Source organism: Rheinheimera sp. WS51 (genome assembly GCF_050936095.1).
Lineage (GTDB): Bacteria > Pseudomonadota > Gammaproteobacteria > Enterobacterales > Alteromonadaceae > Alishewanella.
The window spans coordinates 67726-94573 of sequence record NZ_JBOTRC010000001.1; the positions used below are offsets into that span (position 1 = coordinate 67726).

Annotated in this window: 33 protein-coding genes; 19 read left to right on the top strand and 14 right to left on the bottom strand. The window is 40.8% G+C overall.

Going from position 1 to position 26848, the window contains the following annotated elements; translation table 11 throughout:
* Window positions 1-94 precede the first annotated feature (94 nt).
* From ACRCA4_RS00370 to ACRCA4_RS00395, 6 genes are read left to right on the top strand one after another with little or no spacing between them, the layout of a single operon-like run.
* Entirely contained in the window at window positions 95-2890 is a 2796-nt protein-coding gene (locus ACRCA4_RS00370; RefSeq protein WP_433182542.1) for a monovalent cation/H+ antiporter subunit A, read from the top strand.
* Entirely contained in the window at window positions 2890-3234 is a 345-nt protein-coding gene (locus ACRCA4_RS00375; RefSeq protein WP_433182545.1) for a Na+/H+ antiporter subunit C, read from the top strand. Before ACRCA4_RS00370 ends, ACRCA4_RS00375 begins: the two co-directional genes overlap by 1 nt.
* Complete coding sequence (locus ACRCA4_RS00380; RefSeq protein ID WP_433182548.1) at window positions 3234-4751, top strand: monovalent cation/H+ antiporter subunit D; 1518 nt, start codon at window positions 3234-3236, stop codon at window positions 4749-4751. Before ACRCA4_RS00375 ends, ACRCA4_RS00380 begins: the two co-directional genes overlap by 1 nt.
* Window positions 4751-5275 (top strand): Na+/H+ antiporter subunit E, encoded by a 525-nt coding sequence (locus ACRCA4_RS00385; protein WP_433182551.1) that lies wholly within the window; start codon window positions 4751-4753, stop codon window positions 5273-5275. The genes ACRCA4_RS00380 and ACRCA4_RS00385 overlap by 1 nt, the downstream gene beginning before the upstream one ends.
* Window positions 5269-5538: a K+/H+ antiporter subunit F gene (locus ACRCA4_RS00390; RefSeq protein WP_433182554.1), complete on the top strand. Its 270-nt coding sequence runs from the start codon at window positions 5269-5271 to the stop codon at window positions 5536-5538. Before ACRCA4_RS00385 ends, ACRCA4_RS00390 begins: the two co-directional genes overlap by 7 nt.
* A gap of 8 nt (window positions 5539-5546) precedes the next feature.
* Window positions 5547-5945, top strand: a complete 399-nt coding sequence (locus ACRCA4_RS00395) for a Na+/H+ antiporter subunit G (protein WP_433182556.1) — start codon at window positions 5547-5549, stop codon at window positions 5943-5945.
* Window positions 5946-5989: 44 nt separating this feature from the next.
* On the opposite strand, the gene ACRCA4_RS00400 is transcribed toward ACRCA4_RS00395, so the two are convergent.
* From ACRCA4_RS00400 to ACRCA4_RS00450, 11 genes are all read right to left on the bottom strand, one after another.
* The gene (locus tag ACRCA4_RS00400) at window positions 5990-6259 is read right to left on the bottom strand and encodes an HPr family phosphocarrier protein (protein WP_433182559.1); all 270 of its coding nucleotides are present in this window, start codon (window positions 6257-6259) and stop codon (window positions 5990-5992) included.
* Between the two features lie 6 nt (window positions 6260-6265).
* Window positions 6266-7129: an RNase adapter RapZ gene (rapZ, locus tag ACRCA4_RS00405; protein ID WP_433184380.1), complete on the bottom strand. Its 864-nt coding sequence runs from the start codon at window positions 7127-7129 to the stop codon at window positions 6266-6268.
* A gap of 2 nt (window positions 7130-7131) precedes the next feature.
* Window positions 7132-7599 (bottom strand): PTS IIA-like nitrogen regulatory protein PtsN, encoded by a 468-nt coding sequence (gene ptsN / locus ACRCA4_RS00410; RefSeq protein WP_433182562.1) that lies wholly within the window; start codon window positions 7597-7599, stop codon window positions 7132-7134.
* Between the two features lie 7 nt (window positions 7600-7606).
* On the bottom strand, window positions 7607-7894 hold the full coding sequence (hpf, locus tag ACRCA4_RS00415) for a ribosome hibernation-promoting factor, HPF/YfiA family (RefSeq protein WP_433182565.1): 288 nt from the start codon (window positions 7892-7894) through the stop codon (window positions 7607-7609).
* A 23-nt stretch (window positions 7895-7917) separates the two neighbouring features.
* A complete protein-coding gene (locus tag ACRCA4_RS00420; RefSeq protein ID WP_433182568.1) occupies window positions 7918-9399 on the bottom strand; it encodes an RNA polymerase factor sigma-54 in 1482 nt (493 codons plus the stop codon).
* A gap of 83 nt (window positions 9400-9482) precedes the next feature.
* Window positions 9483-10205, bottom strand: a complete 723-nt coding sequence (gene lptB / locus ACRCA4_RS00425) for an LPS export ABC transporter ATP-binding protein (protein WP_433182571.1) — start codon at window positions 10203-10205, stop codon at window positions 9483-9485.
* Complete coding sequence (lptA, locus tag ACRCA4_RS00430) at window positions 10202-10693, bottom strand: lipopolysaccharide transport periplasmic protein LptA (RefSeq protein ID WP_433182574.1); 492 nt, start codon at window positions 10691-10693, stop codon at window positions 10202-10204. The genes lptB and lptA overlap by 4 nt, the downstream gene beginning before the upstream one ends.
* Window positions 10683-11237, bottom strand: a complete 555-nt coding sequence (gene lptC, locus ACRCA4_RS00435) for an LPS export ABC transporter periplasmic protein LptC (protein WP_433182577.1) — start codon at window positions 11235-11237, stop codon at window positions 10683-10685. The genes lptA and lptC overlap by 11 nt, the downstream gene beginning before the upstream one ends.
* A complete protein-coding gene (gene kdsC, locus ACRCA4_RS00440; RefSeq protein WP_433182579.1) occupies window positions 11234-11788 on the bottom strand; it encodes a 3-deoxy-manno-octulosonate-8-phosphatase KdsC in 555 nt (184 codons plus the stop codon). The genes lptC and kdsC overlap by 4 nt, the downstream gene beginning before the upstream one ends.
* A 1-nt stretch (window position 11789) precedes the next feature.
* Window positions 11790-12758 (bottom strand): KpsF/GutQ family sugar-phosphate isomerase, encoded by a 969-nt coding sequence (locus ACRCA4_RS00445; protein ID WP_433182582.1) that lies wholly within the window; start codon window positions 12756-12758, stop codon window positions 11790-11792.
* A 10-nt stretch (window positions 12759-12768) separates the two neighbouring features.
* Window positions 12769-13743 carry a calcium/sodium antiporter gene (locus ACRCA4_RS00450; RefSeq protein ID WP_433182584.1) on the bottom strand — a complete coding sequence of 325 codons (975 nt, stop codon included), beginning with the start codon at window positions 13741-13743 and terminating at the stop codon, window positions 12769-12771.
* 295 nt (window positions 13744-14038) lie between these two features.
* On the opposite strand from ACRCA4_RS00450, the gene ACRCA4_RS00455 reads away from it, so the two are divergent.
* From ACRCA4_RS00455 to murA, 7 genes are read left to right on the top strand one after another with little or no spacing between them, the layout of a single operon-like run.
* Complete coding sequence (locus ACRCA4_RS00455) at window positions 14039-14842, top strand: ATP-binding cassette domain-containing protein (RefSeq protein ID WP_433182587.1); 804 nt, start codon at window positions 14039-14041, stop codon at window positions 14840-14842.
* Window positions 14839-15621: a lipid asymmetry maintenance ABC transporter permease subunit MlaE gene (gene mlaE / locus ACRCA4_RS00460; protein WP_433182589.1), complete on the top strand. Its 783-nt coding sequence runs from the start codon at window positions 14839-14841 to the stop codon at window positions 15619-15621. The genes ACRCA4_RS00455 and mlaE overlap by 4 nt, the downstream gene beginning before the upstream one ends.
* 1 nt (window position 15622) lies before the next feature.
* The gene (gene mlaD, locus ACRCA4_RS00465; RefSeq protein ID WP_433182592.1) at window positions 15623-16087 is read left to right on the top strand and encodes an outer membrane lipid asymmetry maintenance protein MlaD; all 465 of its coding nucleotides are present in this window, start codon (window positions 15623-15625) and stop codon (window positions 16085-16087) included.
* Window positions 16088-16089: 2 nt separating this feature from the next.
* Window positions 16090-16749, top strand: a complete 660-nt coding sequence (locus ACRCA4_RS00470; RefSeq protein WP_433182595.1) for an MlaC/ttg2D family ABC transporter substrate-binding protein — start codon at window positions 16090-16092, stop codon at window positions 16747-16749.
* The gene (locus ACRCA4_RS00475) at window positions 16746-17039 is read left to right on the top strand and encodes an STAS domain-containing protein (protein ID WP_433182598.1); all 294 of its coding nucleotides are present in this window, start codon (window positions 16746-16748) and stop codon (window positions 17037-17039) included. The genes ACRCA4_RS00470 and ACRCA4_RS00475 overlap by 4 nt, the downstream gene beginning before the upstream one ends.
* Window positions 17040-17048: 9 nt before the next feature.
* Window positions 17049-17306 carry a BolA family protein gene (locus tag ACRCA4_RS00480; RefSeq protein WP_433182601.1) on the top strand — a complete coding sequence of 86 codons (258 nt, stop codon included), beginning with the start codon at window positions 17049-17051 and terminating at the stop codon, window positions 17304-17306.
* 6 nt (window positions 17307-17312) lie between these two features.
* Entirely contained in the window at window positions 17313-18572 is a 1260-nt protein-coding gene (gene murA, locus ACRCA4_RS00485; RefSeq protein WP_433182603.1) for a UDP-N-acetylglucosamine 1-carboxyvinyltransferase, read from the top strand.
* Window positions 18573-18635: 63 nt separating this feature from the next.
* Here the strand turns inward: murA and ACRCA4_RS00490 are convergent, their stop codons facing one another.
* The 3 genes from ACRCA4_RS00490 to ACRCA4_RS00500 form a co-directional block, all read right to left on the bottom strand.
* On the bottom strand, window positions 18636-19718 hold the full coding sequence (locus tag ACRCA4_RS00490; protein ID WP_433182606.1) for a trypsin-like peptidase domain-containing protein: 1083 nt from the start codon (window positions 19716-19718) through the stop codon (window positions 18636-18638).
* A 91-nt stretch (window positions 19719-19809) separates the two neighbouring features.
* Window positions 19810-21162 (bottom strand): DegQ family serine endoprotease, encoded by a 1353-nt coding sequence (locus tag ACRCA4_RS00495; protein ID WP_433182609.1) that lies wholly within the window; start codon window positions 21160-21162, stop codon window positions 19810-19812.
* 82 nt (window positions 21163-21244) lie between these two features.
* Complete coding sequence (locus tag ACRCA4_RS00500; RefSeq protein WP_433182612.1) at window positions 21245-21691, bottom strand: YhcB family protein; 447 nt, start codon at window positions 21689-21691, stop codon at window positions 21245-21247.
* A gap of 125 nt (window positions 21692-21816) precedes the next feature.
* Here ACRCA4_RS00500 and zapE point away from each other — a divergent pair, with 125 nt between their 5' ends.
* The 6 genes from zapE to ACRCA4_RS00530 all read left to right on the top strand — a co-directional run bounded on the left by zapE (window position 21817) and on the right by ACRCA4_RS00530 (window position 26790).
* On the top strand, window positions 21817-22908 hold the full coding sequence (zapE, locus tag ACRCA4_RS00505; protein WP_433182615.1) for a cell division protein ZapE: 1092 nt from the start codon (window positions 21817-21819) through the stop codon (window positions 22906-22908).
* Between the two features lie 205 nt (window positions 22909-23113).
* Window positions 23114-23542: a 50S ribosomal protein L13 gene (rplM, locus tag ACRCA4_RS00510; RefSeq protein ID WP_433182618.1), complete on the top strand. Its 429-nt coding sequence runs from the start codon at window positions 23114-23116 to the stop codon at window positions 23540-23542.
* Window positions 23543-23554: 12 nt separating this feature from the next.
* Window positions 23555-23947 (top strand): 30S ribosomal protein S9, encoded by a 393-nt coding sequence (rpsI, locus tag ACRCA4_RS00515; protein ID WP_433182621.1) that lies wholly within the window; start codon window positions 23555-23557, stop codon window positions 23945-23947.
* Window positions 23948-24188: 241 nt separating this feature from the next.
* The gene (gene petA / locus ACRCA4_RS00520; protein ID WP_433182624.1) at window positions 24189-24779 is read left to right on the top strand and encodes a ubiquinol-cytochrome c reductase iron-sulfur subunit; all 591 of its coding nucleotides are present in this window, start codon (window positions 24189-24191) and stop codon (window positions 24777-24779) included.
* Window positions 24779-26053: a cytochrome b gene (locus ACRCA4_RS00525; RefSeq protein ID WP_433182626.1), complete on the top strand. Its 1275-nt coding sequence runs from the start codon at window positions 24779-24781 to the stop codon at window positions 26051-26053. The genes petA and ACRCA4_RS00525 overlap by 1 nt, the downstream gene beginning before the upstream one ends.
* On the top strand, window positions 26053-26790 hold the full coding sequence (locus tag ACRCA4_RS00530; RefSeq protein ID WP_433182628.1) for a cytochrome c1: 738 nt from the start codon (window positions 26053-26055) through the stop codon (window positions 26788-26790). The genes ACRCA4_RS00525 and ACRCA4_RS00530 overlap by 1 nt, the downstream gene beginning before the upstream one ends.
* The last annotated feature ends 58 nt before the right edge of the window (window positions 26791-26848 follow it).

A 26848-nucleotide genomic window follows, 5' to 3' on the forward strand; every position in this document is an offset into this window, starting at 1 on the left:
TTAAGTCGCCACAAGTGGCAAGCTGCGGTTTAGTGCCGCCCACAATATATAACTTTTTTTCATTCGCTAATCGCTATAAGGACACGCTGTAACTATGACACTGCTATGGATCTTGTTGTTGCCAATGCTTGGCACCTTAGTACCAGTATTAAGTGCTAAAACCAGTCGTAGTGTCTGTGCGCTATTAACGGCTATTGCTCCTGCTATCGCCCTGACGATATTGCTCTCTTTTACCAGTAGCATTTTTAGCGGCGAGGTTTTACGGTTTGATTTAGAATGGGTACCGTTACTTGGTTTAGATATTGTTATTCGCCTTGATGGTTTAGCCTATTTATTTAGTTTATTAATTCTTGGTATTGGTTTACTGATTATTTTATATGCGCGCTATTACTTATCAAAGCTAGACTCTATGCCGCGCTTTTACGCTTATTTAATTCTCTTTATGACAGCCATGTTAGGCATAGTGCTGTCAGGTAATATCTTGCAATTGTGGTTATTCTGGGAGCTAACCAGTATTAGTTCATTTTTATTAATTAGTTTCTGGTGGCATCAAACTGAAGCGCGTCAAGGGGCGCGGATGGCATTAACGGTAACAGGAGCGGGTGGATTAGCATTATTAGCGGCTTTTATCTTAATTGGCCAAACAGTAGGTAGTTATGATTTAGATACCGTGCTTGCCAGTAAGGATATTATTTTACAAAACCCGTTATATCCGCTGATGTTAGTGCTGTTTCTTATTGGTTGCTTTACGAAGTCAGCGCAATTTCCGTTTCACTTTTGGTTACCTAACGCCATGGCCGCACCAACGCCGGTAAGTGCTTACTTGCATTCAGCGACTATGGTTAAAGCCGGTATTTTTTTATTAGCTCGTTTTTATCCGGTGATGTCTGGCACAGAATTATGGTTTGTGATTGTTAGCTTAACGGGATTAATAACTTTATTAATTGGTGCCTACCTTGCTTTATTTAAGCATGATTTAAAAGGCTTGTTAGCTTATTCGACTATTAGCCATCTTGGTTTAATTACCATGTTATTTGGTATTGGCTCAGATTTAGCGGCAATAGCGGGTATTTTTCATATTATTAATCATGCCACTTTTAAGGCTTCGTTATTTATGGCCGCCGGTATTATTGACCATGAAGCCGGATCGCGTGATATGCGTAAACTTAATGGCCTTTGGCAGTTTATGCCGATAACCGCGACCTTAGCCATGGTCGCGGCTGCTGCAATGGCGGGGGTGCCATTACTTAATGGTTTCTTGTCTAAAGAGATGTTTTTCACCGAAACCTTGCACCAGCATTTGTTGGGGTCTTTATCATGGGTTATTCCTGTATTAGCCACTGTAGCCGGTGTGTTTTCAGTAGCTTATTCAATGCGTTTTATCCATGATGTGTTTTTTAATGGTCAACCTAAAGGCTTAACAAAAACACCAAAAGAACCGCCTCGCTATATGCGGATCCCGGTAGAAGTATTAGTGGCTTTATGTATTTTAGTCGGTATTTTTCCTGCCTATTTTGTTCAAGATATTTTAAATTCAGCCGCTGTTTCGGTGCTTGGTGGCCCTGTGCCTGAATACAGTATCGCGATTTGGCATGGTTTTAATGTTCCGCTATTGATGAGTGCTCTAGCCTTGATAGGCGGGGCTGTGATCTATGTGAACCGCAAGCATTTATTTGATTTTCAACATATGCTGCCTGGTATAGATGTACTACAAAGCTTTGAAACTTATATCGCTAAATTTATCAATGGCTGTCATAGCGTGTACGGCTGGTTTGATAATGGCTCTATGCAGCGTTATATGAAGCTATTGTTGCTCTGTTTTATTGTCTTAGCTGGTTTACCGCTAATAAAATTAGATACGCTATGGGGGGGGCGTCCTGAGCTTCCGGTAGATGCTGTAGATATGGCGGGTGTTGCTTTATTATTAATAGGAGCTTTTGCTACTACTATATTACACCGCTCGCGTTTAATTGCTTTATTGATGATCTCGGTGGTAGGTCTAATTGTTTCTATTGCCTTTATGCGTTTTTCTGCTCCGGATTTAGCGTTAACGCAGTTATCGGTTGAGGTAGTGACGATTATATTATTAATGCTAGCGCTATTCTTTTTACCGCATAAAACACCAAAGCAATCTAGTGCGCGACGTGTATTGTCTGATGTTGGTATTGCCAGTATGGTTGGTGTGATTGTGGGCAGTTTAAGTTATGCTTTAATGACTCGTCCTTTTACTACTATTTCTGACTTTTTTATTGCCAATGCTAAAACCGGTGGCGGTGGTACTAATGTGGTTAACGTTATTTTAGTCGATTTCCGTGGTTTTGATACCTTAGGTGAAATTACCGTTTTAGGTATTGCTGCACTAGGCATATTTAAACTGCTAACACGTATTCCTCTCTTTAAACCAAGTAGTGATGGAGAAGGGCGTCCATGGAGTACCGAGCGTCATTCGTTACTGTTAGCGACAGTGTCACAAAGTTTATTACCCTTAGCCTTAATGGTGTCAGTGTTTATCTTCTTTAGAGGCCACAACTTACCAGGCGGTGGCTTTATTGCTGGCTTAGTAACAGCGGTGGCCATTATTTTGCAGTATATTGCACACGGTGTCGATTGGGTTAAAGCCCGCGTGGATGTTGACTTCCAGCGTGTTATTGCGGTGGGGTTAACTATTGCTCTAGTAACGGGTATGGGCAGTATATTGTTTGATAGGCCTTTCTTAACCTCTTGGTTTGATCATTATCATATCCCATTGTTAGGCGATATCGAGCTAGCGAGTGCCATAGCGTTTGATTTAGGGGTATATATCACAGTGGTAGGGGCAACGTTATTAATTCTAGCTAACCTAGGTAAAATGACGACCAGCCATCGGCCCGTTCATAAGGAGTCCATTTAATGGAAACACTGGTTGCCATTTGTATTGGCTTTTTAACAAGTTGCGGCGTTTTTTTAATGCTCAGAGGTAGAACCTTTCCCGTGATGATGGGCTTAACAATGCTATCTTATGCCGTTAATCTATTTATATTTTCATCTGGACGGCTGACGTTACGAGGTGCCGCAGTTTTAGGTAACTCTGATCATTATGCTGATCCATTACCGCAAGCCTTAGTGTTAACCGCGATTGTAATAGGTTTTGCGATGACGGCTTTTTTAGTGATTTTAGCGATTAGAGCTAGAGCGGACCTTGGTAATGACCATGTTGATGGTAAATTACCCGAAACAGGGAAGGGACAGCGCTAATGTGGCATTTAATTGTTTTACCCGTTATTTTGCCAATGTTAACTGCGTTATTGATTATTCTACCGCCTTTGCATCGTAAACCAGCTCGACGTCGCTGGGTTAGTATGGCCTCGGCCGTTATTCAGCTTGTGATTGCAGTGGTGTTACTTTTAAAAGTGCAGCAGCACGGCATATTGCATTATGCAGTGGGCAATTGGCAGGCACCTTTTGGTATTGTGTTAGTTGCCGATACGTTATCGGTAATGATGGTGTGTGTAACCAGCTTTTTAGCCGTTGGCGCTATTGTTTACGGGAGTGCGGGTGAGGATGAAAAAGGCTCTTTTTTCCATCCGTTATTCCAGTTTTTAGTGATGGGTATTAATGGGGCATTTTTAACAGGTGATCTGTTTAATATGTTCGTATTTTTTGAGGTATTGCTAATTGCCTCCTATGCCCTATTAGTGCATGCCGGCGGTAAAAATAAAACCAAGGCCGCTTTACATTATGTTGCTTTAAATTTAACCGGCTCGGCGGTTTTTCTTATTGCGCTAGCTGTGCTGTATGGCACCTTAGGGACATTAAATATTGCTGATATGATGGGCAAGGTAGCCAATGTAGCCCCTGAAGATATTATGTTGGTTAAAGCTGGTGGCTTAATGCTGATGATTGTATTTGCATTAAAAGCGGCAATTTTACCCTTACATTTTTGGTTGCCAGCGACTTACTCTTCGGCTTCTCCTGCTGTGGCAGCTATGTTTGCGGTTATGACTAAAATAGGCGTTTATGGTTTATTACGAGTGTATAGCACTATTTTTGGTGAACATGCGGGGGCTTTATCAGGCATAGCCTCAGCTTGGTTGTGGCCAATAGGCCTAGTGACTATAGTAATTGGTGCTATAGGGGTTATTTCAAGCCAAGACTTTCGTAAAGTGGTTGCTCACTTAGTGCTTATTTCTGTTGGTACTTTAGTGGCCTTAGTGGCAGTACAAACTGAATTATCAGCTAGTGCCGTGGTGTTTTACACTGTGCATTCAACCTTGGTCTGTGCTGCTTTATTTTTAATAGCCGACTTAGTGGCGAATCAAAGAGGTAAGGCGGCTGATCGCTTAGTGCCCGGACGTCGCATTGCTCAGCCAGTTTTGTTAGGTGCGATGTTTTTAGTTGCGGTTTTGAGTGTGACAGGTATTCCGCCATTTTCAGGTTTTGTTGGTAAACTAATGATTTTACAAGCAGTAACTGAACCTGTTCAGAAGGCATTGCTATGGGGTGTTGCGCTTAGCTGCACCTTGATTGTTATTATTGGTTTGTCGCGTGCTGGCACTATGTTGTTTTGGCGAGTCAGTGGCTCTGAATCTGACGCTGAACATGCTAAACCGCTGCAAGTTGTTGCAGTGCTCTGGTTATTGCTGGCCAGTGTTTTATTAGTGGTATTCGCAGGGCCAATGACTAAGCTTAGCCAAAGTAGTGCAACTCAGCTGTACGAGGTGAGCGAGTTAACCCAGCGGATATTGAATAAACCAAACTTAGGAGTTAAATAATGCACAATCGCTTACTGCCTTCTCCTTTTACTAGTTTGGTTTTATTTACGGTTTGGTTACTACTTAATCAGAGTTTGGCGCCTATCCATTTATTTTTTGCTGTTATTTTAGCGGTAGTATTACCTTTAATAACCACTAAGTTTCGTGATAAGCAGCCGCGAATTAAAAAGCCACTGCTCGTTGCTCGCTATATGTTACGGGTATTAGGAGATATAGTGGCGGCTAACCTAGAGGTTGCCGTTATTATTTTAGGCCCAAGGCACAAGTTAAAGCCGGCCTTTGTTCGGGTGCCTATTGATATTCATCATAGTTTGCCTTTAACCATCTTAGCCAATACGGTATCGATGACTCCAGGGACAGTGAGTGCGGATATTTACCCACATGATGACTCTATTGATAGTAGCCAGCCATTACCGCAACGGTGGTTGTTGATCCATGTGCTTAACTTATCCGATGAAGCAAAGTTGATTGAATCCATTAAGCAGCGCTATGAGGCGCCATTAAAGGAAATTTTTCAATGTTAGATAACGTTATTTTAATTGTTTTTGCCATGATCAGTGTGGCGTTATTATTAAATCTTTGGTGCTTATTACGTGGCCCTAGCTTGCCAGATCGACTGTTAGCACTAGATACTATGTATATTAATAGCATTGCACTAATTTCGTTGTACGGCTTGTTAATGCGCTCTTGGCTTTATTTTGAGGCAGCAGTATTGTTAGCCATGCTGGGCTTTGTTAGTACTGTGGCTATTTGTAAGTTTTTGCTACGTGGCGATATCATAGAATAGGAGCCGATATGGAACAGTTTTTAGAGTGGGTAGTGGCTTTTTTTCTTTTGCTTGGTGGTAGCTTTGTTTTAATTGGCTCAATTGGTTTAACCCGAATGCCAGATTTTTTTATGCGCTTACATGGCCCCACAAAAGCGACCACCGTAGGCATGGGCGGCATTCTTTTAGGTGCGATATTTTTCTTTAGCAGTCATGGTTCTTATAGTGCTCATGAATTATTGATCACGATATTTTTGCTGATCACAGCACCGATTAGTGCTCATATGCTAATAAAGGCAGCAATTCACCTTGAATTAAAGCCTATTGATAAAACGACAGGTTTAGAAAATATAGGTGATAATGCCGTAATAGAAAAACCGCTAGATAAAGCAGTGGAAAAATCATCAGCCACCAACGGTGACCAGTAATAATAAAACAATAAAACTAAACAGCACGCTTGCTATTAGCGGCTCTAGGCTTCGTCAAAGCCATTGTTAATTAAATTTACAACGGCAGCTAATGCTTGCTCAGCGTCTTCACCGTCAGTTGCTACTTGTACTGTTTTGCCTTTGCTACTCGCTAGCATTAACAATGCTAAAACACTGCTGGCATCAGCAACTTGCTGCTCTTGAATTAACTCTATTTTAGCGGAAAACTGCTGACATAATTGCGCGAGTTTAGTCGCAGCTCGGGCATGTAAGCCAAGCTGATTAACAATAGTGACATCTTGCTTGCATTGCATCGAGGATTAGCTTTGACGCTGATGGTGTCGGACTAGTTCGCGATGACGTAGTTGAACATCATCTCGATGGCTGCGATAGCTAGCTGCTAAGCATTCAGCTATATACACTGAACGGTGTTGCCCTCCAGTACAGCCAATCGCCACAGTTAAATAGCTACGATTATTACGCTCTAAGTGAGGTAGCCAGCTACTAATGAAACTATTAATCTGCCAAATATATTTAGCAACAACGGGTTGAGAAGCTAGATAGTCTTTTACTGGTTGATCAAGTCCTGTTAGAGGTTTTAAGTCCGGCTCCCAATGTGGGTTAGGTAAGAATCTGGCGTCGAATACATAGTCGGCATCTTTAGGAATGCCATATTTAAAACCAAAAGATTCAAATAGTATAACTAAGCGACCGGTTTTTTGGCCTAATATGCGCTCCCGTAACTGCTCTGCTAGTTGATGTACATTCAGCTCTGTGGTGTCGATATATAAGTCTGCGCTGCTTGCTACAGGATCAAGCAACTGCTGTTCACGCAAAATAGCTTCATCTAATGACATGGCCTTATGTGAAAGCGGGTGCATACGTCGAGTTTCGCTAAAACGGCGAATTAAGGTGCTATGATCAGCATCTAAATATAATATGTGTAAATCAACTTTACGCGGTAAATAAGATAAAATTTCGGTTAAGTCATCTGGGTTTTCTGGCAGGTTGCGCACGTCAATACTGACGGCAACTCGCTCATATTGTCCCATAACCGTTGTTGCCAGTGTCGGCAGTAAGTTAACCGGAATATTGTCAACGCAGTAATATCCTAAGTCTTCCATTACCCGTAAAGCTACCGACTTACCTGATCCAGAACGGCCACTAACAACAAGTAACTTCATCATTATGAGTTAACCTCGCAATGCTCCATTAGGAGCTGATAAAGTTGTTGATTAGTTTCGGCGGCACGAATTTTTTTGGTTAATTCTTTCTGGCTGAGTAATTTAGCGATACTAGACAACGTACTTAAATGAGATTGACATTGATCTTCTGGAATTAAAATGGCACAAAAAATATCAACCGGCTGATTGTCTATAGCGTCAAAAGCGATCGCTTCTTTACTAACAACAAAGACTAAAATAGGCTTGACCACGTTGCTTAGTTTGCCATGGGGGATGGCGATACCACCACCTATACCTGTAGAGCCTAACTTTTCTCGCGCCATTAGTGCTTCTAAAATACTGTACTCGGTGACTTCAGGTAATTGCTGCTGCGCTAGCTCAGCAATATATTCTAAAATACGCTTTTTACTATTAAAAAGAACTGCACTTTTAGTGCAGTTCTCCGTGAGCATGGTGGTTAAATTTATCATAGATGCTTTAGTGTCGAGTTAACTTTTCTTTGTGTTTAATAACTTGTCGATCAAGTTTATCGATTAGCTGGTCAATGGCTGCATACATATTTTCATCATCAGCGACGGCGAATACTTCAGCACCACTTAAGTTAATCTTAGCTTCTGCTATTTGTTTTATTTTTTCGACAGTTAAAACAACATTTACGTTAGTAATATGCTCAAAATGCCGTGCTAATTTTGCGAACTTAGTGTCTACGTACTCTTTTAATGCAGTTGTGATTTCAACATGACGACCAGTAAGATTGATTTGCATAGGCTATTCCTTCTTTTAATTACTTATATTAAGGTCTTGCGCTGGTTTGACGGTGGAATATATAAAGACTCACGATACTTGGCTATAGTTCGCCTTGCAACGTTTATCCCTTGTTCTAGTAATATTTCGGCCATTTTGCTGTCACTTAGCGGTTTAGCCGGATTTTCCGCCGCCACTAATTTTTTAATAAAGGCACGAATAGCAGTGGATGAACATTCGCCGCCACTATCTGTACTCACATGACTAGAGAAAAAGAACTTAAGTTCAAATATTCCTCTTGGCGTATGCATGTACTTTTGGGTTGTTACTCTTGAAATAGTTGACTCATGCATGCCAACCATTTCTGCCACATCATTTAATACCATGGGTTTCATGGCTTCTTCGCCATGTTCAAAAAACGCCTGTTGCTGCTGCACTATACAGTTGGACACCTTTAACAGCGTTTCGTTTCTACTTTCTAAACTTTTTATAAACCATTTTGCTTCTTGTAAATGAGAACGAATAAATTGGCTGTCGTTGCTATTTTTTGCCGTTCTCGACATAGCCGCATAGTGTTGATTAACTCGTATTTTCGGCATAGTCTCAGTGTTTAACTCAACCTGCCAACGGCCTTTAACTTTTTTTACACTAACATCTGGAATAACATATTGTTGCTCCTGCCTAATCACATCAGCACCAGGGCGAGGATTTAAGCTTTGTATCAATTGCATAACTTGTTTTAGCTCATCTTCTTTGAGTCTAGTCACTCTCATCAAAGAACGGAAGTCCCGATTAGCTAAATAATCAGAATGTTCTAATAAAATCGACTGGGCTTGGGCTAAAAAGGCTGTTTCTTGCGGAAATTGACGTAATTGGACTAATAAGCATTCTTGAATTGTGCGGGCGCCAACGCCAATAGGATCAAATAGTTGGATCCGCTTTATCACCGCTTCTACTTCATCAGCTTCAACATCAGGTAAGTCTAGTGATTGCAGTATTTCTTCACAGCTAATAGTCAATAGGCCAGTTTCATCTATTGCTTCAATAATCACTTCTGCAATAATTAAATCGACTTGAGAAAAGGGCGTTAATTGCATTTGCCAACGTAAATAATCTTGCAGACTTTGGCTTGTCTCTCCTTGATATGCGGTATCGTCATCACTGTTGCTACTGCTTCCAGAACTAACCGGTGTTGCACTAACGAGGTCGTCCCAGTCATTATCTAATGGCAGATCTTCTTGAATATTATTGTCGGTTAATGCTTCACTGGCGTCAGTTTCGCTGATATCTGTTTTTGAGTCATTCTCGGGTGTTGAGTCATCTGTTTTTTGACTATTTTGTTGTAATGATTCTTCCTTTTGTGAAGTGTAGTCGTCTTCAGCTTCTAGTAAAGGATTGGCATCAAGCGCTTCTTGAATCTCTTGCTGTAATTCAATAGTAGACAGTTGCAATAAGCGAATAGCTTGCTGCAACTGGGGTGTCATGGTCAGCTGTTGTCCTAAGCGAAGTTGCAAAGATGGCTTCATGTACTTCTACTGTTCTCCTGAAACACAAATGACTAACGGATTAGCTTTATATAAAGCTACTATACCTAAATTATATATTTAAACTATAGTCTGAATTGCTCGCCTAGGTATACATCTCTTACTTTTTGGTCTGCTAATACTTGTTGTGGTGCACCTGACGCGATTAATTCGCCATGACTTACTATATAAGCCACTTCACACACATCCAGTGTTTCGCGTACATTATGATCGGTAATTAATACGCCAATCCCTCGCTGGCCTAGATGTTGAATAATTTTCTTTATATCTAATACAGATATAGGATCAACGCCTGCAAAAGGTTCGTCTAAAAGTATAAATGCAGGCTCAGCGGCTAAGGCTCTTGCTATTTCAACACGGCGGCGTTCACCACCGGATAAACTCATGCCTAAGCTATGTTTAATATGGCCGATATGAAACTCTTCTAATAAGTTATCGGCTATTTCTTCACGTTCTGCACGGCTAAGTGATTTACGTGTTTGTAAAATTGCCATTAAGTTATCGTACACACTAAGCTTGCGAAATATAGAGCTTTCTTGCGGTAAGTAACCAATACCTTTTCGCGCTCTAGCATGAATAGGTTCAAAGGTCATATCTTGATCATTCAGGGTAATGCTGCCCTTATCAGAAGGCACTAGGCCAACGATCATATAGAATGTTGTTGTTTTACCGGCACCATTAGGGCCAAGCAAACCAACTATTTGGCCAGCATTAACTTCTAAACTAACGTCTTTAACAACTTGTCTGCCTTTGTAACTCTTAGCCAAATGCGCTGCCACTAATTTCATGGGTTATCATTTCCCTCAGGTGTAAAAATGGTTGTAACACGCTTGGTCTTATTACTATCTGCACTTAATTGTTGTTTTTCAACGTTATAACGAATAATAGATGCTTTTACTATGCTGCCACTTTGGGCTAGTTCGGCGTCGCCACTGAGGGTTAAGGTACGACTAGAAGGCTCATAACGCATTTGATTCGCTTTAGCGGTGACTAACTTACCGCCTTCCATCATTTGGGAATAATGTACTGGCCGTCCACTGGCAATATAGATTTCTTTGCCTTTACCCGCACTGGCATTGATTTCTAATTGATCGGCTTTCATCTTCATTGAGCCTTGGCTAATAATGACATTATTATGGTAAGTCAGTACATTTTCTTTGATCGAAGATAAGTTATCTGCATCAATCTGAATTTGTTGCTTATAATCTGGCTCGGCAGCATTAGTACTTAATGCCACTAATAGTAAAGCTGTTGCCGATAAATAATTAGCCTTCATTTTGGTATACCGTTTTATTATGTTGCAGTAAATGTAAGGTCTTTTGGGTTAAGTCTGCCTGAATACCCACACCTTCAATATAGAAACCTTTGCCCTGAACACGTACCGCTTGGTTGTTTTGTAAACGGTTATCAGGAAATAACATTTCTAGTGTATCTGTTTCTATACGCTCTATCAGTTCATTTTGTAATAAACTTTCTATTATAACGTCTTGCTCAAGGATCATTCTATCTTCAGGATACCAAGTGGCCATTTTACTCTGTGCTGTCCAACTTTCTTGGCCTTGATCGTTGTAAAGAGTGTAAAAGGGTTGCTCGAATTGAGTAAAGCCCAGTTGCTCAAAATGATCTAAACGTTCAGCCGTAACTGAATCGGTTTTATAGCCTTGATCATTATAAAGCGTTCGTTTTATATCATTAGCAATATAGTCAGGGCGTAATTCTTGATCTGTCGTTAATAGCGTATCGCTATCGTCTGGTTGGAACCAAAGATAACCTGCAGTAACAACTAGTATAGTTACAAACAAAATAAAGAGTTTTCTCATGTACTGCTACCGTCAAATAGAAGAAACTGCTGTTGACTAATTAATAATAAGTCACATAGCTCTCTAACAGCACCAAAGCCGCCGTTTAAGCTAGTACTATAGTGAGCATGTAAACGTAAATAAGGATGAGCATCAGCAACGGCTACGGCTAAGCCGCAGTGTTGCATAACTTGCCAGTCTGCTAAATCATCTCCTATGTAGGCAATTTGATCTAGGTTAAGTTGCAATTTTTGTTGTAACTCTTTAAATGCAGCCTGTTTATTTTCTTGGCCTTGATAAATATAAGGAATAGTTAAAGACGTCATTCTTTGTTGTACAATGGTCGATGTGCGGCCTGTTATAACGGCGACTTCAACTCCAGCTGCACGTAGAGCTTTAATACCGTAACCATCTCGGGTATGAAAGGCTTTAAGTTCTTCGTTGTTATTACCTAAATAAATGCGACCATCTGAGAAGACGCCATCTACATCACAAATGAGTAGCCTGATTTGGCTAGCACGCTTGATAACCTCATCGCTGGTCGCTTGGTATAATTGAGCAAATAAAGACATGTTATAACACCCCAGCCCGTAATAAATCGTGCATATTCATGGCGCCAACAGGCCGGTTAGTGTTATCTACAACAATAAGACCATTGATTTTCTTTTGTTGTAGAATTTGTAAGGCTTCAGCCGCTAACATTTGGTTGTTAGCGGTAATGCAGTGCCGAGTCATTACATCACTGATTAAAGCGCTATGAATATCTAAACGCTGATCTAAAATACGGCGTAAATCACCATCAGTAAAAATACCTGCTAACACGCCGTCGGCATCGACAATGGCTGTCATTCCTAAGCCTTTTTTAGATATTTCCAGTAGAGCATCCTTGATGGTGGCGTCCATATTAACAATGGGCACTTGGCTATCTTTGTGCATAACATCATCTAGGCGCAGTAATAGTTTGCGGCCTAAACTGCCTCCCGGATGAGATAAGGCAAAATCGTCGGCTGAAAAACCACGAGCATCTAATAAGGTCATAGCTAAAGCATCGCCCATTACTAAGGTGGCGGTGGTGCTTGATGTTGGCGCTAAACCTAAAGGGCAAGCTTCTTTTGCAACGGTGACACATAAATGGGCATCAGCTAACTTAGCTAAGGTTGACTCCGGGTTGCCGGTTATAGCGATAAGTTTAATACCAAGGCGTTTGATTACCGGAATAATTGTTAATACTTCCGCCGTTTCACCTGAGTTAGAAATTGCAATAACAACATCATCAGCAGATAGCATGCCTAAGTCACCATGGCTAGCTTCGCCTGGGTGAATAGAAAAAGAGGGGGTACCTGTAGAAGCTAATGTTGCGGCAATTTTATTGGCGATATGACCTGATTTGCCCATTCCTGATACAATGGTTTTACCCTTGCTTTGCATAATAAGTTCACAGGCATAATTAAAGTCGTCGTTAATATATTGTGCTAACTGCTCTACAGCAGCAGCTTCAATAGCAATAACTTCTTTGGCGCGGATACGAAAATCTGTGCTCATGGTTCTCTCTTTAGGCAAAGGATGAAAATAAAAAATATAGATAACCAATAAAGGCGATTAAAAGCAATATACCTTCAATTTTTCTTAAGCGAGGGCGCCGACTAGGTCTTAAAGACAGCAAAAGTAACGCGATGGTTGCAGCAATCATAATATAGCTATCTTGATTGCCAGCTTGGGGGTCAATGGCGCCTGGTGCAATGATGGCGGTGATGCCAAGTACGGCAAACATATTAATGATATTTGAGCCAATAATATTGCCTAAGGCTAAATCTATTTCACCTTTAATTATGCCGACAATACTGGTTGCTAACTCAGGTAAGCTAGTACTTAATGCGACAATGGATAAACCAATAATCAAATCGCTAACGCCAATATAGCGGGCAATATAAACAGCGCCATGAACTAATAGTTGAGATGCAGCAAGTAATAATAACATACCAACAACAAACCAAAACAAGGCTTGGCTCAGTGAAATGTCAGGTGTTTCATCTGTTGTAATATCCTGTAGTACAGGATCATCTTGCTGCACTGCACCTGCAGAATAAATCATAAACAGAATAAAAAGGAAAAAAGCCCCTAGCAGTATCACGCCTTCAACTCTACTAAGATGATGGTCAGCTAAAAAGTAGTAAGCTAAAAAAGTTGCAACTAATAGTAGGGGGTATTCGCGCTTAATCGTAAGCGAGGTAACACGTACCGGTTTTATTAAGGCGGCGAGACCAATAATTAATAATATATTGGTGATATTAGAACCAAGGGCATTACCAACAGCAGTGCTTAAATGACCTTTATAGGCTGCAATTGAAGATACCAACATCTCTGGCATTGAAGTGCCAAGGGCAACAATCGTTAGGCCTATTAGCATGGGGGATATACGGGTATAGCGGGCAACCGAAGCCGCGCCCAATATTAAGCGATCAGCGCTCCAAACCAGAAGCACTAAGCCAACAAATACCACAATAATCGCGACAAGCAAGGGTGACAATTGTTAGTTCCTCTGCAGTGATAGCCAATCTTTAGTATTTTCCAGCTTATTGAGCTGAAATGCAAAAAAAAGCGCTTATTTCGTTAAATGTTAGCATTACTATACAATTTGTAACGCATTTTATTAACGACTTTATATTGCAACCAGTTTACAATGTCATATGAGTTGACGGTTTATTGCAAACATACACTGTTGTATGTATATTGCGAAGCAATTTTATGCATGTAGTATAATAAAGTAATACTGTGTTCAGATTGAAACGGTATAAATACTGTTCGTTATACGGAGAAATAACTTGTCGGATACGATAATAGATATTCAACATTTGCATTTTAGTCGTGGCGATAGAGAAATATATCGCGATTTAAATATGCAATTTACTCGTGGTAAAGTAACTGCCATTATGGGGCCGAGCGGTATTGGTAAAACAACCTTACTAAGGTTGATAGGCGGCCAGTTAAAACCAAGCCAAGGTCGTATACTGTTTGATGGTCAAGATATTCCTACACTCTCTCGCTCTGAGCTTTATCAGACCCGTAAAAAAATGAGCATGCTATTTCAAAGCGGTGCATTATTTAGTGATATGTCTGTGTTTGATAATATCGCTTTTCCTATTCGCGAACATACCTCTTTAAATGAAGAATTGATCCGCTTAATTGTGCTAATGAAGTTAGAGGCGGTTGGCTTAAGAGGTGCGCGTGATTTAATGCCTGCTGAATTATCTGGCGGTATGGCAAGGCGCGCAGCCTTAGCAAGAGCAATAGCGCTTGATCCACAACTTGTTCTGTATGACGAGCCGTTTGCTGGCCAAGATCCTATTTCAATGGGCGTCATCGTCCGTTTAATAAAATCGTTGAATAATGCATTAGGTCTAACTTCAGTCGTGGTATCACATGATGTAACTGAAGTGATGGATATTGCCGATTATGTTTATGTAATCGCAGAAAAAACAGTAGTTGGGCATGGCACGCCTGAGCAGCTTCTTCAGCATTCATCTGCTTTAGTTCAACAGTTTTTAAAAGGTGAAGCTGATGGCCCCGTTCCTTTTCACTTTGATGCTGCACCTTATGAGGATGAGCTAATGGAGTTGACGAAGTGATTGTAAATAAAGTTCAGCAGCTGGGCCGCTCAGCTATATCAACCATAGCTGGTTTTGGTAAAGCGGGGACTATGCTGTTTTCTGCGCTTATTGGTAAGCCAGATTTCCGCCGTAATTTTCCGTTACTGTTGCGTCAGCTTTATGTTGTTGGGGTGTTGTCGTTACTGATTATCGTTGTATCAGGCTTATTTATCGGTATGGTCTTAGCCTTGCAAGGCTATACTGTCCTTGTGAAGTTTGGTGCAGAACAAATGCTAGGCCCCTTGGTCGCATTAAGTTTATTGCGTGAGCTTGGGCCTGTTGTAACAGCGTTATTATTTGCTGGCCGAGCCGGTAGTGCGCTAACGGCAGAGATTGGCTTAATGAAGGCCACTGAGCAATTATCAAGTTTAGAAATGATGGCGGTTGATCCGCTGCGTCGGGTTATTGCCCCTCGTTTTTGGGCCGGCGTGATTAGTATGCCGTTATTAGCATTAATTTTTAATGCAGTCGGTATTTTGGGTGGCCACTTAGTGGGCGTTGATTGGTTAGGTGTAGATGGCGGTGGTTATTGGTCAGCTATGCAAGCAAATGTTGATTTATATCAAGATATTCTAAATGGTGTAATTAAAAGTTTTGTATTTGCAATTATTGTTGTTTGGATTGCCTTACACAAAGGTTATGACGCTATTCCTACTTCTGAAGGAATTAGCCGAGCCACAACTGAAACAGTCGTAACAGCATCTTTAACCGTGCTGGCTTTCGATTTTATTTTAACTGCAATTATGTTTGGTGGATAAGATGACCGCGCGGAAAATTGAACTCTTGGTTGGCAGCTTTATTATATTAGCTATAGCCGCTTTTTTTATGTTGGCTTTAAAGGTGGCTAATACTGGCGTGGGTGGAGGTACAGATACCTACTTATTACACGCTAGATTTGATAATATTGGCGGCTTAAAAGTAAGGTCGCCGGTTAAGGTTGGTGGTGTCGTTGTCGGCAGGGTAACCGCTATAAATTTAGACACTAGTCGTTATACTCCGGTTGTGACGTTAGCCATCAATAGCGATTATAGCAATTTCCCAGAAACCAGCTCCCTGGCAATCTTAACTTCTGGCTTACTTGGAGAGCAGTATCTTGGTTTACAACCAGGCTTTATTGATGAAACGGTTGAAATTCTAGCTAATGGTGACTATATCGAGGATACAAAGTCAGCCATAGTACTTGAAGAGTTAATCGGCCAATTTTTATTTAATCGTGGAAGCTAATTATGAAATTACCCAGCTTAATATTAAGCTTATTTATTAGTTGTACTACTTTACTTTTTTCTGTTCAGGCAGAACAGGCTGAAGTGGCGACTTATACTGATCCTTTTAAAATGATTGAAGTTGTTGCAGATAATACCTTTAGTCGTATAGCAAAAGATCAGGAGAAAATAGCAGCTGATCCTGATTACTTACGTGTTGTCGTACATGAAGAGCTTATACCCTATATTGATAGTCGGTATGCTGCTTTACGCGTTATAGGTAATACGGTTGATCTTAGAAATACACCACGCGAAGATCTAATCGCTTTTGTTGAAGCTTTCCAGGAGTATATGGTAGCAACCTATGCAGGCGTATTTACCCAGTATACAGATCAAAAAGTCATGATAGAGCCCGCTTCTGATATTGGTAATCAGAAAATCATCAGTATTAAAACTCGAGTAATCGATCCGGGTAAGCCTGATATTAATATTGAATTTAAACTTCGCCGTAATAAGAACAGTGAAAATTGGTTAGTTTTTGATATGGTTGCGGAAGGTATTTCATTATTAGACAGTAAGCGAGCTGAATTGGGCAATATTATTCGCCAGCAAGGCTTACAAAGTGTAACTAGCCTTTTAATAGAAAAATCTAAGGCTCCTATTCAAAAGGCTGAAGATAAGTGACACTAAAGATAACAGCGGTTGGGCACTGTTTTCGTTTTGAAGGCGCTTTAAACCGTGATACGTTAATGTTGCATTCACCCTTCGCGCTGTTAAATACAGTTACTGATAAGGTGCAGTTTGATTTTACTGCCTTAAGTACTATTGATACGGCTGGATTAGCATGGTTATTACAGCAACTTGCGAAAGCAAAAAGTAGTAAGCTACAAATAGAGTTGTGTAATGTCCCTCAGCAGCTGTTATCATTGGCAGATGTAAGTGCAGTAAGGGCATTATTGCCAATTGTTGAGTAAGGTTAAAATTTGGATATTAAACAATTAGAACAGTTATTATTAGAGCAGTTAGCATTAGCAGAAGTCTATGTTAAGGCAGAGGGAACCAACTATAATGTGATTGCTGTTGGTAATTGTTTTGCCGATATTAGTCGAGTAAAACAGCAGCAAATGGTTTATGCACCCTTAATGGATAGTATCGCTGATGGCAGTATTCACGCTGTTAGCATCAAGACCTTTACGCCAGAGCAATGGCGTAGAGAAAAACTTCTTAACCCGCCAGCGTAGTATTATATGCAACAATTTCTTGTTACAGGTGGCCAACCCTTACAGGGTAATGTGACCATCTCAGGCGCAAAAAATGCCGCCTTACCTATTCTTTTTGCGAGTCTATTGTCGCCTGCGACGAGTACTATTCGTAATGTACCTAAATTAAAAGATATTCAAACAACCATAGAGCTACTGCAACTATTTGGTGCAAAGGTTAGTTTTACCGATAATGTTGTAACCGTTGAAGGCGCTGATGTTAATAACCAGTATGCTCCTTATGAGTTGGTTAAAACCATGCGGGCTTCTATATTAGCTTTAGGTCCATTATTAAGCCGTTTTGGTAAAGCTGAAGTTTCACTACCTGGAGGCTGCGCTATTGGCGCTAGACCTGTTAATTTACATATTGATGGCCTGCGTAAAATGGGCGCCAATATCGTTGTAGAAAACGGCTATATCAAGGCAAGCTCAAGCCGATTAAAAGGCGCAAATATCATTATGGATATGGTCAGTGTGACTGGCACAGAAAACTTGATGATGGCAGCAGTGCTTGCTGATGGGATTACCACTATTGATAATGCTGCGCGAGAGCCAGAGATTGTCGATCTTGCTATGTTTTTAAATAGTATGGGAGCTAAGATCAGTGGGGCAGGTACCGACACTATTACAATTGAAGGTATAGAGTCATTGCATTCTGCCGAGCACAGCGTGCTACCAGATAGAATTGAGACTGGTACCTTCTTAGTCGCAGCCGTTGTAACAGGCGGTGATGTTACGTGTCGTCATGCTGATCCTGCTGAGCTTGAGGTTGTGTTAGAAAAGCTGCGTGAAGCGGGTGCAGAAATAACAACAGGACCAGATTGGATCCGTGCAAATATGACGGGTAGGCAGCTTAAATCAGTTGATGTTAAAACTGTACCTCATCCGGGCTTCCCAACCGATATGCAAGCTCAGTTTACTGTGCTTAATGTTGTGGCTCATGGTGTAGGAATGGTAACCGAGACTATTTTTGAAAACCGTTTTATGCATGTTCCTGAGTTACAACGTATGGGAGCTAAAATTCGCTTAGAAGGTAATACAGCGGTATGCGAACATAGTGAAAAGCTGCTGGCAGCCCAAGTTATGGCCACAGACTTACGCGCTTCAGCAAGCTTAGTGATTGCCGGTTTAGTAGCGGAAGGTACAACAGTTGTTGACCGGATCTACCACATAGACCGTGGTTATGAGAAAATAGAGTTTAAACTTCAAGGCCTAGGCGCAAAAATAGAGCGTGTTAACGCCAGTTAAGTTTTACGATTCTAATTGCTAATCTGAAAAACGGCTTGCTTTGTGCGGGCCGTTTTTTTTGATTTATAATACTTCACGCGCCACTGCGGTTAACTCTAAACGTTGTGTATTACGCTCTACTGTTAGGGCTAATTTAGTATTGGGTGGTGTTTCTGCAATTAAATTTAATGCACCTTGCACATTTTTAAAGCCTTGACCATCAATAGCTAAAATAATATCGCCTATTTGTAAACCTGCCTCTGCCGCAGGCCCATTAGCATTAACAGCTGTAATTCTAATACCATAAAGCAGTTGGCCCGAAGATGTTAAGCGCTCACCTGAAGCGTTAAGAACAGCATCCCCAGACACCCCGAGGAAACTTCGGGTAACACGGCCATGCTTGATGATTTTCTTCATTACATTTAAAGCCAGCTTATAAGGTACCGCTAAAAAAATGCCTTGGACATCATGGTTTTCAAGCTGGTAAGCAGCAGCATTAATGCCAACTAAAGTACCATTAGTATTGACTAAGGCACCGCCAGAGTTACCACGATTAATAGCTGCATCCATACGCATAAAATCTAAATAACTCCCTTGTGAGCTTAAACCATTATTGCCATTTGCACTGATAATACCTTGAGTAATGGTTTGGCCTAAATTAAGCGGATTACCAATAGCCAGTACAACATCGCCTACTTGAGACTCAAGATCAGGATCTTGAGGTATAACTGGTAAATTATCCTCTTGCACATAAAGGACGGCTAAATCGGTGAGTTTATCATGGCCAATTAATACAGCCTCTAACCAGCGACCATCTTGCAAAGCTACTTCAATATAATCGGCACCATACACAACATGGTAGTTGGTTAGGATATAGCCTTTAGCGCTCATTAAGACGCCAGAGCCTAGCTCTTGCCGCTCAATAGTACGAGGTCTAAGTGCTCTTGGGTCAACTAAGGTGCTGCGAGTATAGACATTAACTACGGCAGGGGCGGCACGGCGAACGGCATGATTGTAGCTAATAGGCGATGGCAGTACTTCGTTATTATTCTGTTGAAGTGCTGGTAAAGAAACGTTTTTAAGTGCTGGAAGCAGCCATAACAAAATAAAGGCTAATGCTAAGCCATAAGCAACACTTTTAAATAAAAACAAGATGAGTTTACGCACAACAGCCTAAAGTAATACTTAATCATGCGCTTAGCATAGCATTAAATTAATCTGGACAGTAGCGGTTAACTACTGCCCAGCATTAGCTAAGTTAGCGAATTAATACATAAAGGTTAGTTTTGCCGCGCTGAATATTAAGTGCTGCAATACCGTTACGGTTTTCTAATGCCTTACGTAAATCATTGACACTGTTAATTGCCTTACGATTGACACCAATAATAATGTCATCTGCCTGTAGGCCAATTTGTGCAGCGGCAGAGTTAGGCTCGACGCTATCAATGACTACGCCTTTATCTGAGCTTGATAAAGAGGCGCCTTGCAGCATCGGGTGCATTTCATTAGCAGAAACAGTTGCTTCATTCTGGCCGCCAAGGGTTACCGAAATAGTGCGCTCTTTGCCGTCTCGCAATATTCCCAGCCTAGCTTTTTTACCTGCACCAAGTGTAGCAACTTTAGCTCTTAGCTCATTAAAGTTACTAATGCGATTATCATTCATGCTGATAATCACATCGCCTGACTTTAAGCCTGCTTTGGCCGCTGGGCTATCTGGGATAACTTCATTAACCCAAGCGCCTTTACTGACATTTAAATTCATAGCTTCTGTTAAGTCTGCGGTAACGTCACCACCGCGAATACCTAAACTGCCAGGTCGTACTTCTCCGTATTCAATAATTTGGTCAACTAAACTTTTCATCATATTAGTTGGGATAGCGAAACCAATACCAATATTGCCACCATTAGGGCCTAGAATGGCAGTATTAATACCAATAAGTTCACCACGAAGGTTCAATAAAGCACCACCAGAGTTACCGCTATTAATGGCTGCATCAGTTTGAATAAAGTCTTCTAAACCTTCAATACCTAAGCCACCTCGACCTAAAGCGCTGATTATTCCTGATGTCACGGTTTGTTCCAAACCAAAAGGGTTACCCACTGCTATAGCAAAGTCGCCGACACGTATTTGATCTGAGTTAGCCAAGGGTACTTGGACTAAGTTATCTGCTTCAATTTGTAGTAGAGCAATATCACTTTGGCTATCTGTGCCTAATTTTTTAGCTTTAAAAGTACGGCCATCTTTTAAGCGGATTTGAATGTTATCTGCATCTTGAATAACATGGTTATTAGTGACGATATAGCCTTTGTCGGCATTTATAATGACGCCTGAGCCTAGGCCTTTGAAAGGCTGTTCCTGGCGAAGTTCATTTGGACCGCGCTGGCCAAAAAAATAACGAAATGCTTCAGGTAAACGTTGGCGAACTTCGCGGCTACCTTCAACTGAGATATGGACAATAGCGGGGGTTGCTTGTTCTAACATAGGCGCTAAAGTGGGCATTTCATCTTTAGCGGCTGAAAAAAATGGGATTTTAGCATCGGCTGGTAAAGGGTTAGCCAACATCAAGCCCGCAATAATGGCGGTACTAATTAATGACAATTTCTTATTCATAGCGCAAAAGTCTCCAATTAAAGTTCGCGGTTAAGAACCGCGAACTGTTAAAAAAGTTCCGTTAGGCTAGATAAAACTGGTGTTATTTTGACTTTTCAGCAGAAGCTTGTTTGATTAAGCCGCTGCTTTGGCCAGAGTAATCACGAGGTTGCTGAGCCATTTTGGAATAAACACGACGTTTTTCATCAATTTGGTCTATAGATTGACGAATATGGGTAGCAACTTCACTTGATAGATAGTTTAGATCAGTATCTGGCTTTTCTGATGCTTGCTCTACTAACTGCATTTTCGATTCAGCAATATGCCGTGCAATACGGCCATAGTTATCTTGTAGCTGCCCCATCAATTGATTAGTGGTTTCTAAATGCGAAGAAACATCCTGCCGATATTGGTGAAGTTGATTTTTACTTAACTGCAGCTCCTGTTGCAGTTTATCGTGATTAAATTGCCTTAATGTATAAAAGCGACTAATAAATGCGCCAATAACTAAGCCTATGCTTGCAGCAATGGCAATAACAACAAAGTCCATAATAACTCCAGAAAAGTAATTTCTTTTACTTAGTGTAACCCAACTTCTTATCCCTAGTGGTAAGGCATGTTACAATTGAAATCTGAATTTAGGGTTAAAACCATTAGCTTTCAAGCAAGATTTCAATGACACCAATAGAAAAGTATCAACAAGACTTAACACGAGACGATTTTCAATACGATGCCTCTCAAGAATATGCCGTTAAGCAACTGCAACGTTTATATGATGATTATTGCAATAGTCGCCTAGATACACCTTCTTGGTGGCAGCGGTTTATTAGTAAATCAAAACCCAGTGAGCCATTACTTGGCCTATATTTTTGGGGCGGTGTTGGCCGCGGTAAAACCTATTTAGTAGATACATTCTACCAAAGTCTACCGACTAAACGTAAGTTACGCATTCATTTTCATCGATTTATGCACAGAGTGCATCAAGAATTGAAAAATTATGCCGGTCAAAGTGATCCTTTAGAAAAAGTGGCAGATACTTTTAAACAAGAAGCCGACATTCTGTGTTTTGATGAGTTTTTTGTTTCAGATATCACGGATGCGATGATCTTAGGGACTTTACTGCAGGCGCTATTTGCCCGTGGTATTACCTTAGTTGCCACTTCTAATATTGAACCTGATGGTTTGTATCGCAATGGTTTGCAGCGAGCTCGTTTTTTGCCTGCTATAGCACTAATTAATAAGCACACACAAATTGTTAATGTTGATAGCGGCATTGACTATCGCTTACGTACCTTAGAGCAAGCTAATATCTATCACTATCCAGCTAATCAGCAGGCAGAAGCAAATTTAAAACAGTATTTTTTAGCCTTATCAACCGAGCCGCAACGATATCAGGTGCAAGTTGATGTTGCTAACCGTCAATTGCAAGCCAAAGCTGAAGCCGATGGTGTAATTTGGTTCAATTTCTCTGAACTTTGTGAAACAGCGAGAAGTCAGTATGACTATATGGAACTAAGCCGTTGTTATCATACGGTGTTAGTGTCGAATGTGAAGCAGATGGGCCGACAGAATGACGATGTAGCTAGACGCTTTATTGCTATGGTAGACGAGTTTTACGAACGACAAGTAAAACTTATAATGTCTGCCGAGTTGGCGTTAGAGAGCTTATATCAAGATGGTATCTTAAATTTTGAATTTAAGCGTTGTATTAGCCGGCTACAAGAGATGCAATCGCACGAATATTTAGCAAAACAGCATTTAGCATAAAAAAATAGCATTAATATAGAAAATTTATGCTAAGAATGCTGATTTTTAAAATTGGTTAATATATAATCCGCGCCCGGCCTACGTTACAGCCTTGTACTGCCGTTAGCCCGGTAGTGATGTACTCGAAGGGGTACGCTTACGATACAGAATGCAATAGCCCTGCACTGTATCAGGTGTAACTATGTTTATATTTGGATAGAGTTAAATGAAAACTTTTACTGCAAAACCAGAAAGCGTAACTCGCGACTGGTATATAGTTGACGCGACAAACAAAACGCTGGGTCGTATCTCAACTGAAATCGCTGCCCGTTTACGTGGTAAGCATAAACCAGAATACACACCGCACGTTGATACTGGTGATTACATCATCGTTATTAATGCTGAGAAAGTGGCTGTAACTGGTAATAAAGCATTAAACAAAATGTACTACTCGCACTCTGGGTTTCCAGGTGGCATCAAGGAAATCAGTTTCGAGAAATTGATCGCGAAAAAACCTGAAATGGTATTGGAACTTGCTATCAAAGGCATGTTACCAAAAGGTCCATTAGGCCGCGCTATGTTCCGTAAGTTAAAAGTTTACGCCGGTCCAGAGCATCAACATGCTGCTCAGCAACCGCAAGTATTAGATATTTAATCGGAGCATATCATGGCACAGAATCAATATTACGGAACTGGTCGTCGTAAAAGCTCAACGGCCCGTGTATTTATCAAAGCAGGTTCAGGTAAAATCACTATCAACCAGCGCGCATTAACTGAATATTTCGGTCGCGAAACGGCATGTATGATCGTTAAGCAACCGTTAGAGTTAGTTGATATGCTTGAAAAGTTTGACCTTTACATCACTGTTAAAGGTGGTGGTATCAGCGGTCAAGCAGGCGCTATCCGTCACGGTATTACCCGTGCATTGATGGAATTTGATGAAACATTACGTCCAGCCTTACGTAAAGCTGGCTTCGTTACACGTGATGCTCGTCAAGTTGAGCGTAAGAAAGTGGGTCTACGTAAAGCACGTAAGCGTCCACAATTCTCAAAACGTTAATCGTTTTTGCAGAATTCAAAAACCCGGCTTTATTTGCCGGGTTTTTTTATCAAAAAAACTGCTGTTAGTCTGCAAAAACAAAGTGAAATCAACTATTATGTAAGGCTAAGCAGTGAGATAATTCCGATTCAGGCTGCCTTAATCCTTGTGTAAAGCAAGGCTTTTCATTATGATCAGCAATATTTTTTAAACTTATAGAAATGCTTAAATAGTTTTTAAGCGTTAACCTGGAGATGAGTGGATGAGCAATGCGCCCGTAGATCAAGGTCGCCGTCGCTTCCTGACCATTGCAACCTCAGTGGTAGGGGGTGTTGGAGCTGTCGGTGTTGCCGTACCCTTTATTGCGTCTTGGAACCCCAGTGAGCGAGCTAAACAAGCTGGTGCTGCCGTGACAGCTGATATTAGCAAGCTGGAAGTAGGTCAACTAATTCGTGTAGAGTGGCGAGGTAAACCAGTATGGGTTGTTAAGCGCAGCCCCGAGTTATTAGAGCAACTGCCTAGTATAAACAATCAATTAGCAGATCCTGAATCAGAAGTTGATCAGCAGCCTGCTTATGCCCAGAATATTCATCGCTCTAAAAAACCAGAAATCTTTGTTGCCGTTGGTATTTGTACTCATTTAGGCTGCTCACCAACTTATATTCCAACTGAGTTCTCAGCTCATGTTCAAGGTGTAAATGCCGGCTTTTTCTGTCCTTGCCATGGCTCAACATATGACTTGGCTGGCCGTGTTTTCTCCGGTGTTCCAGCACCGAAAAACCTTCAAGTACCACCTTATATGTTCCTCGATGATAATACGTTATTAATTGGTGAAGATGAGGGGAGCGTCTAATGTTTAAAAATATCATGGAGTGGATTGAGTACCGTATGCCGTTCATGGAAAAAATGAACTTGCACGTTACCCAGTACCCTGCACCAAAAAACTTTAACTTTTGGTACTTTTTTGGCTCGTTAGCTATGTTGATTTTAGTTAACCAAATCCTGACTGGCGTTTGGCTAACAATGAACTATGTACCAACAGCTGATGGTGCTTTTAAATCTATAGAATACATCATGAGAGATGTTGATTATGGCTGGTTGCTTCGTTACATGCATTCAACCGGTGCTTCAGCATTCTTTATCGTTGTTTATCTACATATGCTTCGCGGCATGATGTATGGCTCATATCAAAAACCACGTGAATTACTGTGGATTTTCGGTATGTTAATTTTCTTAGTATTAATGGCTGAAGCCTTTATGGGCTATATGCTTCCTTGGGGCCAAATGTCTTTCTGGGGTGCGCAAGTTATTATCTCAATATTCGGGGTTATTCCTGGGATAGGTGAAGATTTAACTTTATGGATCCGGGGTGACTATGTTATCTCAGGAGCAACCTTAAACCGCTTCTTTGCGCTACATGTTATCGCGTTACCTTTAGTTTTAGTCATTCTCGTGTTTTTACACTTAATGGCTTTACATGAAGTGGGTTCAAATAACCCTGACGGTATTGAAATTAAACGTGAAAACGACGGCAGTGTTAAACAAACTGAAGCTGATAAAAAATTTACTTTCCACCAATATTACACTAAAGGTGGTAAAAAAATTATCGTTGATGCTATCCCATTCCATCCGTATTACACGGTAAAAGATTTAGTCGGTGTTGCTGGGTTCTTAATTCTATTTGCCTGGGTAATTTTCTTTGTACCAGAAGGCGGTGGATTCTTCCTTGAGCCACCAAACTTTGAAGCAGCAAACCCGATGAAAACGCCTGAGCATATTGCACCGGTTTGGTACTTTACGCCCTTCTATGCGATTTTACGTGCCGTACCTGATCAATTATTAGGCGCCGTATTTATGTTCCTTGCTATTATTGCGTTAGCACTTTTACCTTGGATAGATCGTGGTAAGGTTCGTTCAATGCGTTACCGTTGTGGCTTGCACAAGGTTAACCTAGTTATCTTCTGTGTTAGTTTTGTAGCGTTAGGTGTATTAGGTGTGTTACCCGCTACGCCAACCTATACAATATTGGCTCGTATCTTCTCATTAAGTTATTTTGGTTTCTTTATTTTACTTTGGTTCTACAGTAAAAATGAGCGTACTAAACCGTTACCAGAGAGGATTGGCTGATGATTAAAACCTTATTATCTGTAATAGCATTATTTGCCTCATCAGCAGCGCTTGCAGCTAGTGGCTCAGTGCACTTAGATAAAGCGCCGATTGATTTAAGTGATACAGAGTCTTTACAACGTGGTGCTAGAACATTCCAAAACTATTGTTTAGGTTGTCACCAAATGCAGTATCAACGTTATGCTCGCACTTTTCGTGACTTAGATATTCCTGAAGATGTTGGTATGGAAAATCTAATGTTTACCGGTGAAAAAGTAGGTGACCATATAACAAATACAATGTTACCTAAAGATGCTGAAAAATGGTTTGGTGCTGCGCCACCAGATTTAACTAACGTGGCTCGTGTTCGTGGTCCAGATTGGTTATATACCTATTTACGCAGCTTTTATGCTGATCCAAGCCGTCCGTTCGGTGTAAATAATACGGTATTTCCTTTAGTAGGTATGCCGCATGTTTTACAGAGCTTACAAGGAATGCCATATAAAGCCTATGAAACGCGTTTAGTTGATGGTGAAGAAAAGCAAGTCTATGTTGGTTTGAAAACCGATGGCACTGGCGAGTTAAATAGCGAAGAATATGACCAAACTATTGCAGATCTGGTAAACTATATGGAATATGTAGGAGAACCCACTAAATTAGAGTCACAAGCGCTCGGTATTAAGGTGTTGGTTTTCCTATTTATCTTCTTCATCTTTGCTTATTTGTTGAAGAAAGAATATTGGAAAGATGTACATTAACTAGTTATTGCAATTAGTTTATGTGAATAGGGGCCTTGTGCCCCTTTGCCGTTTATTT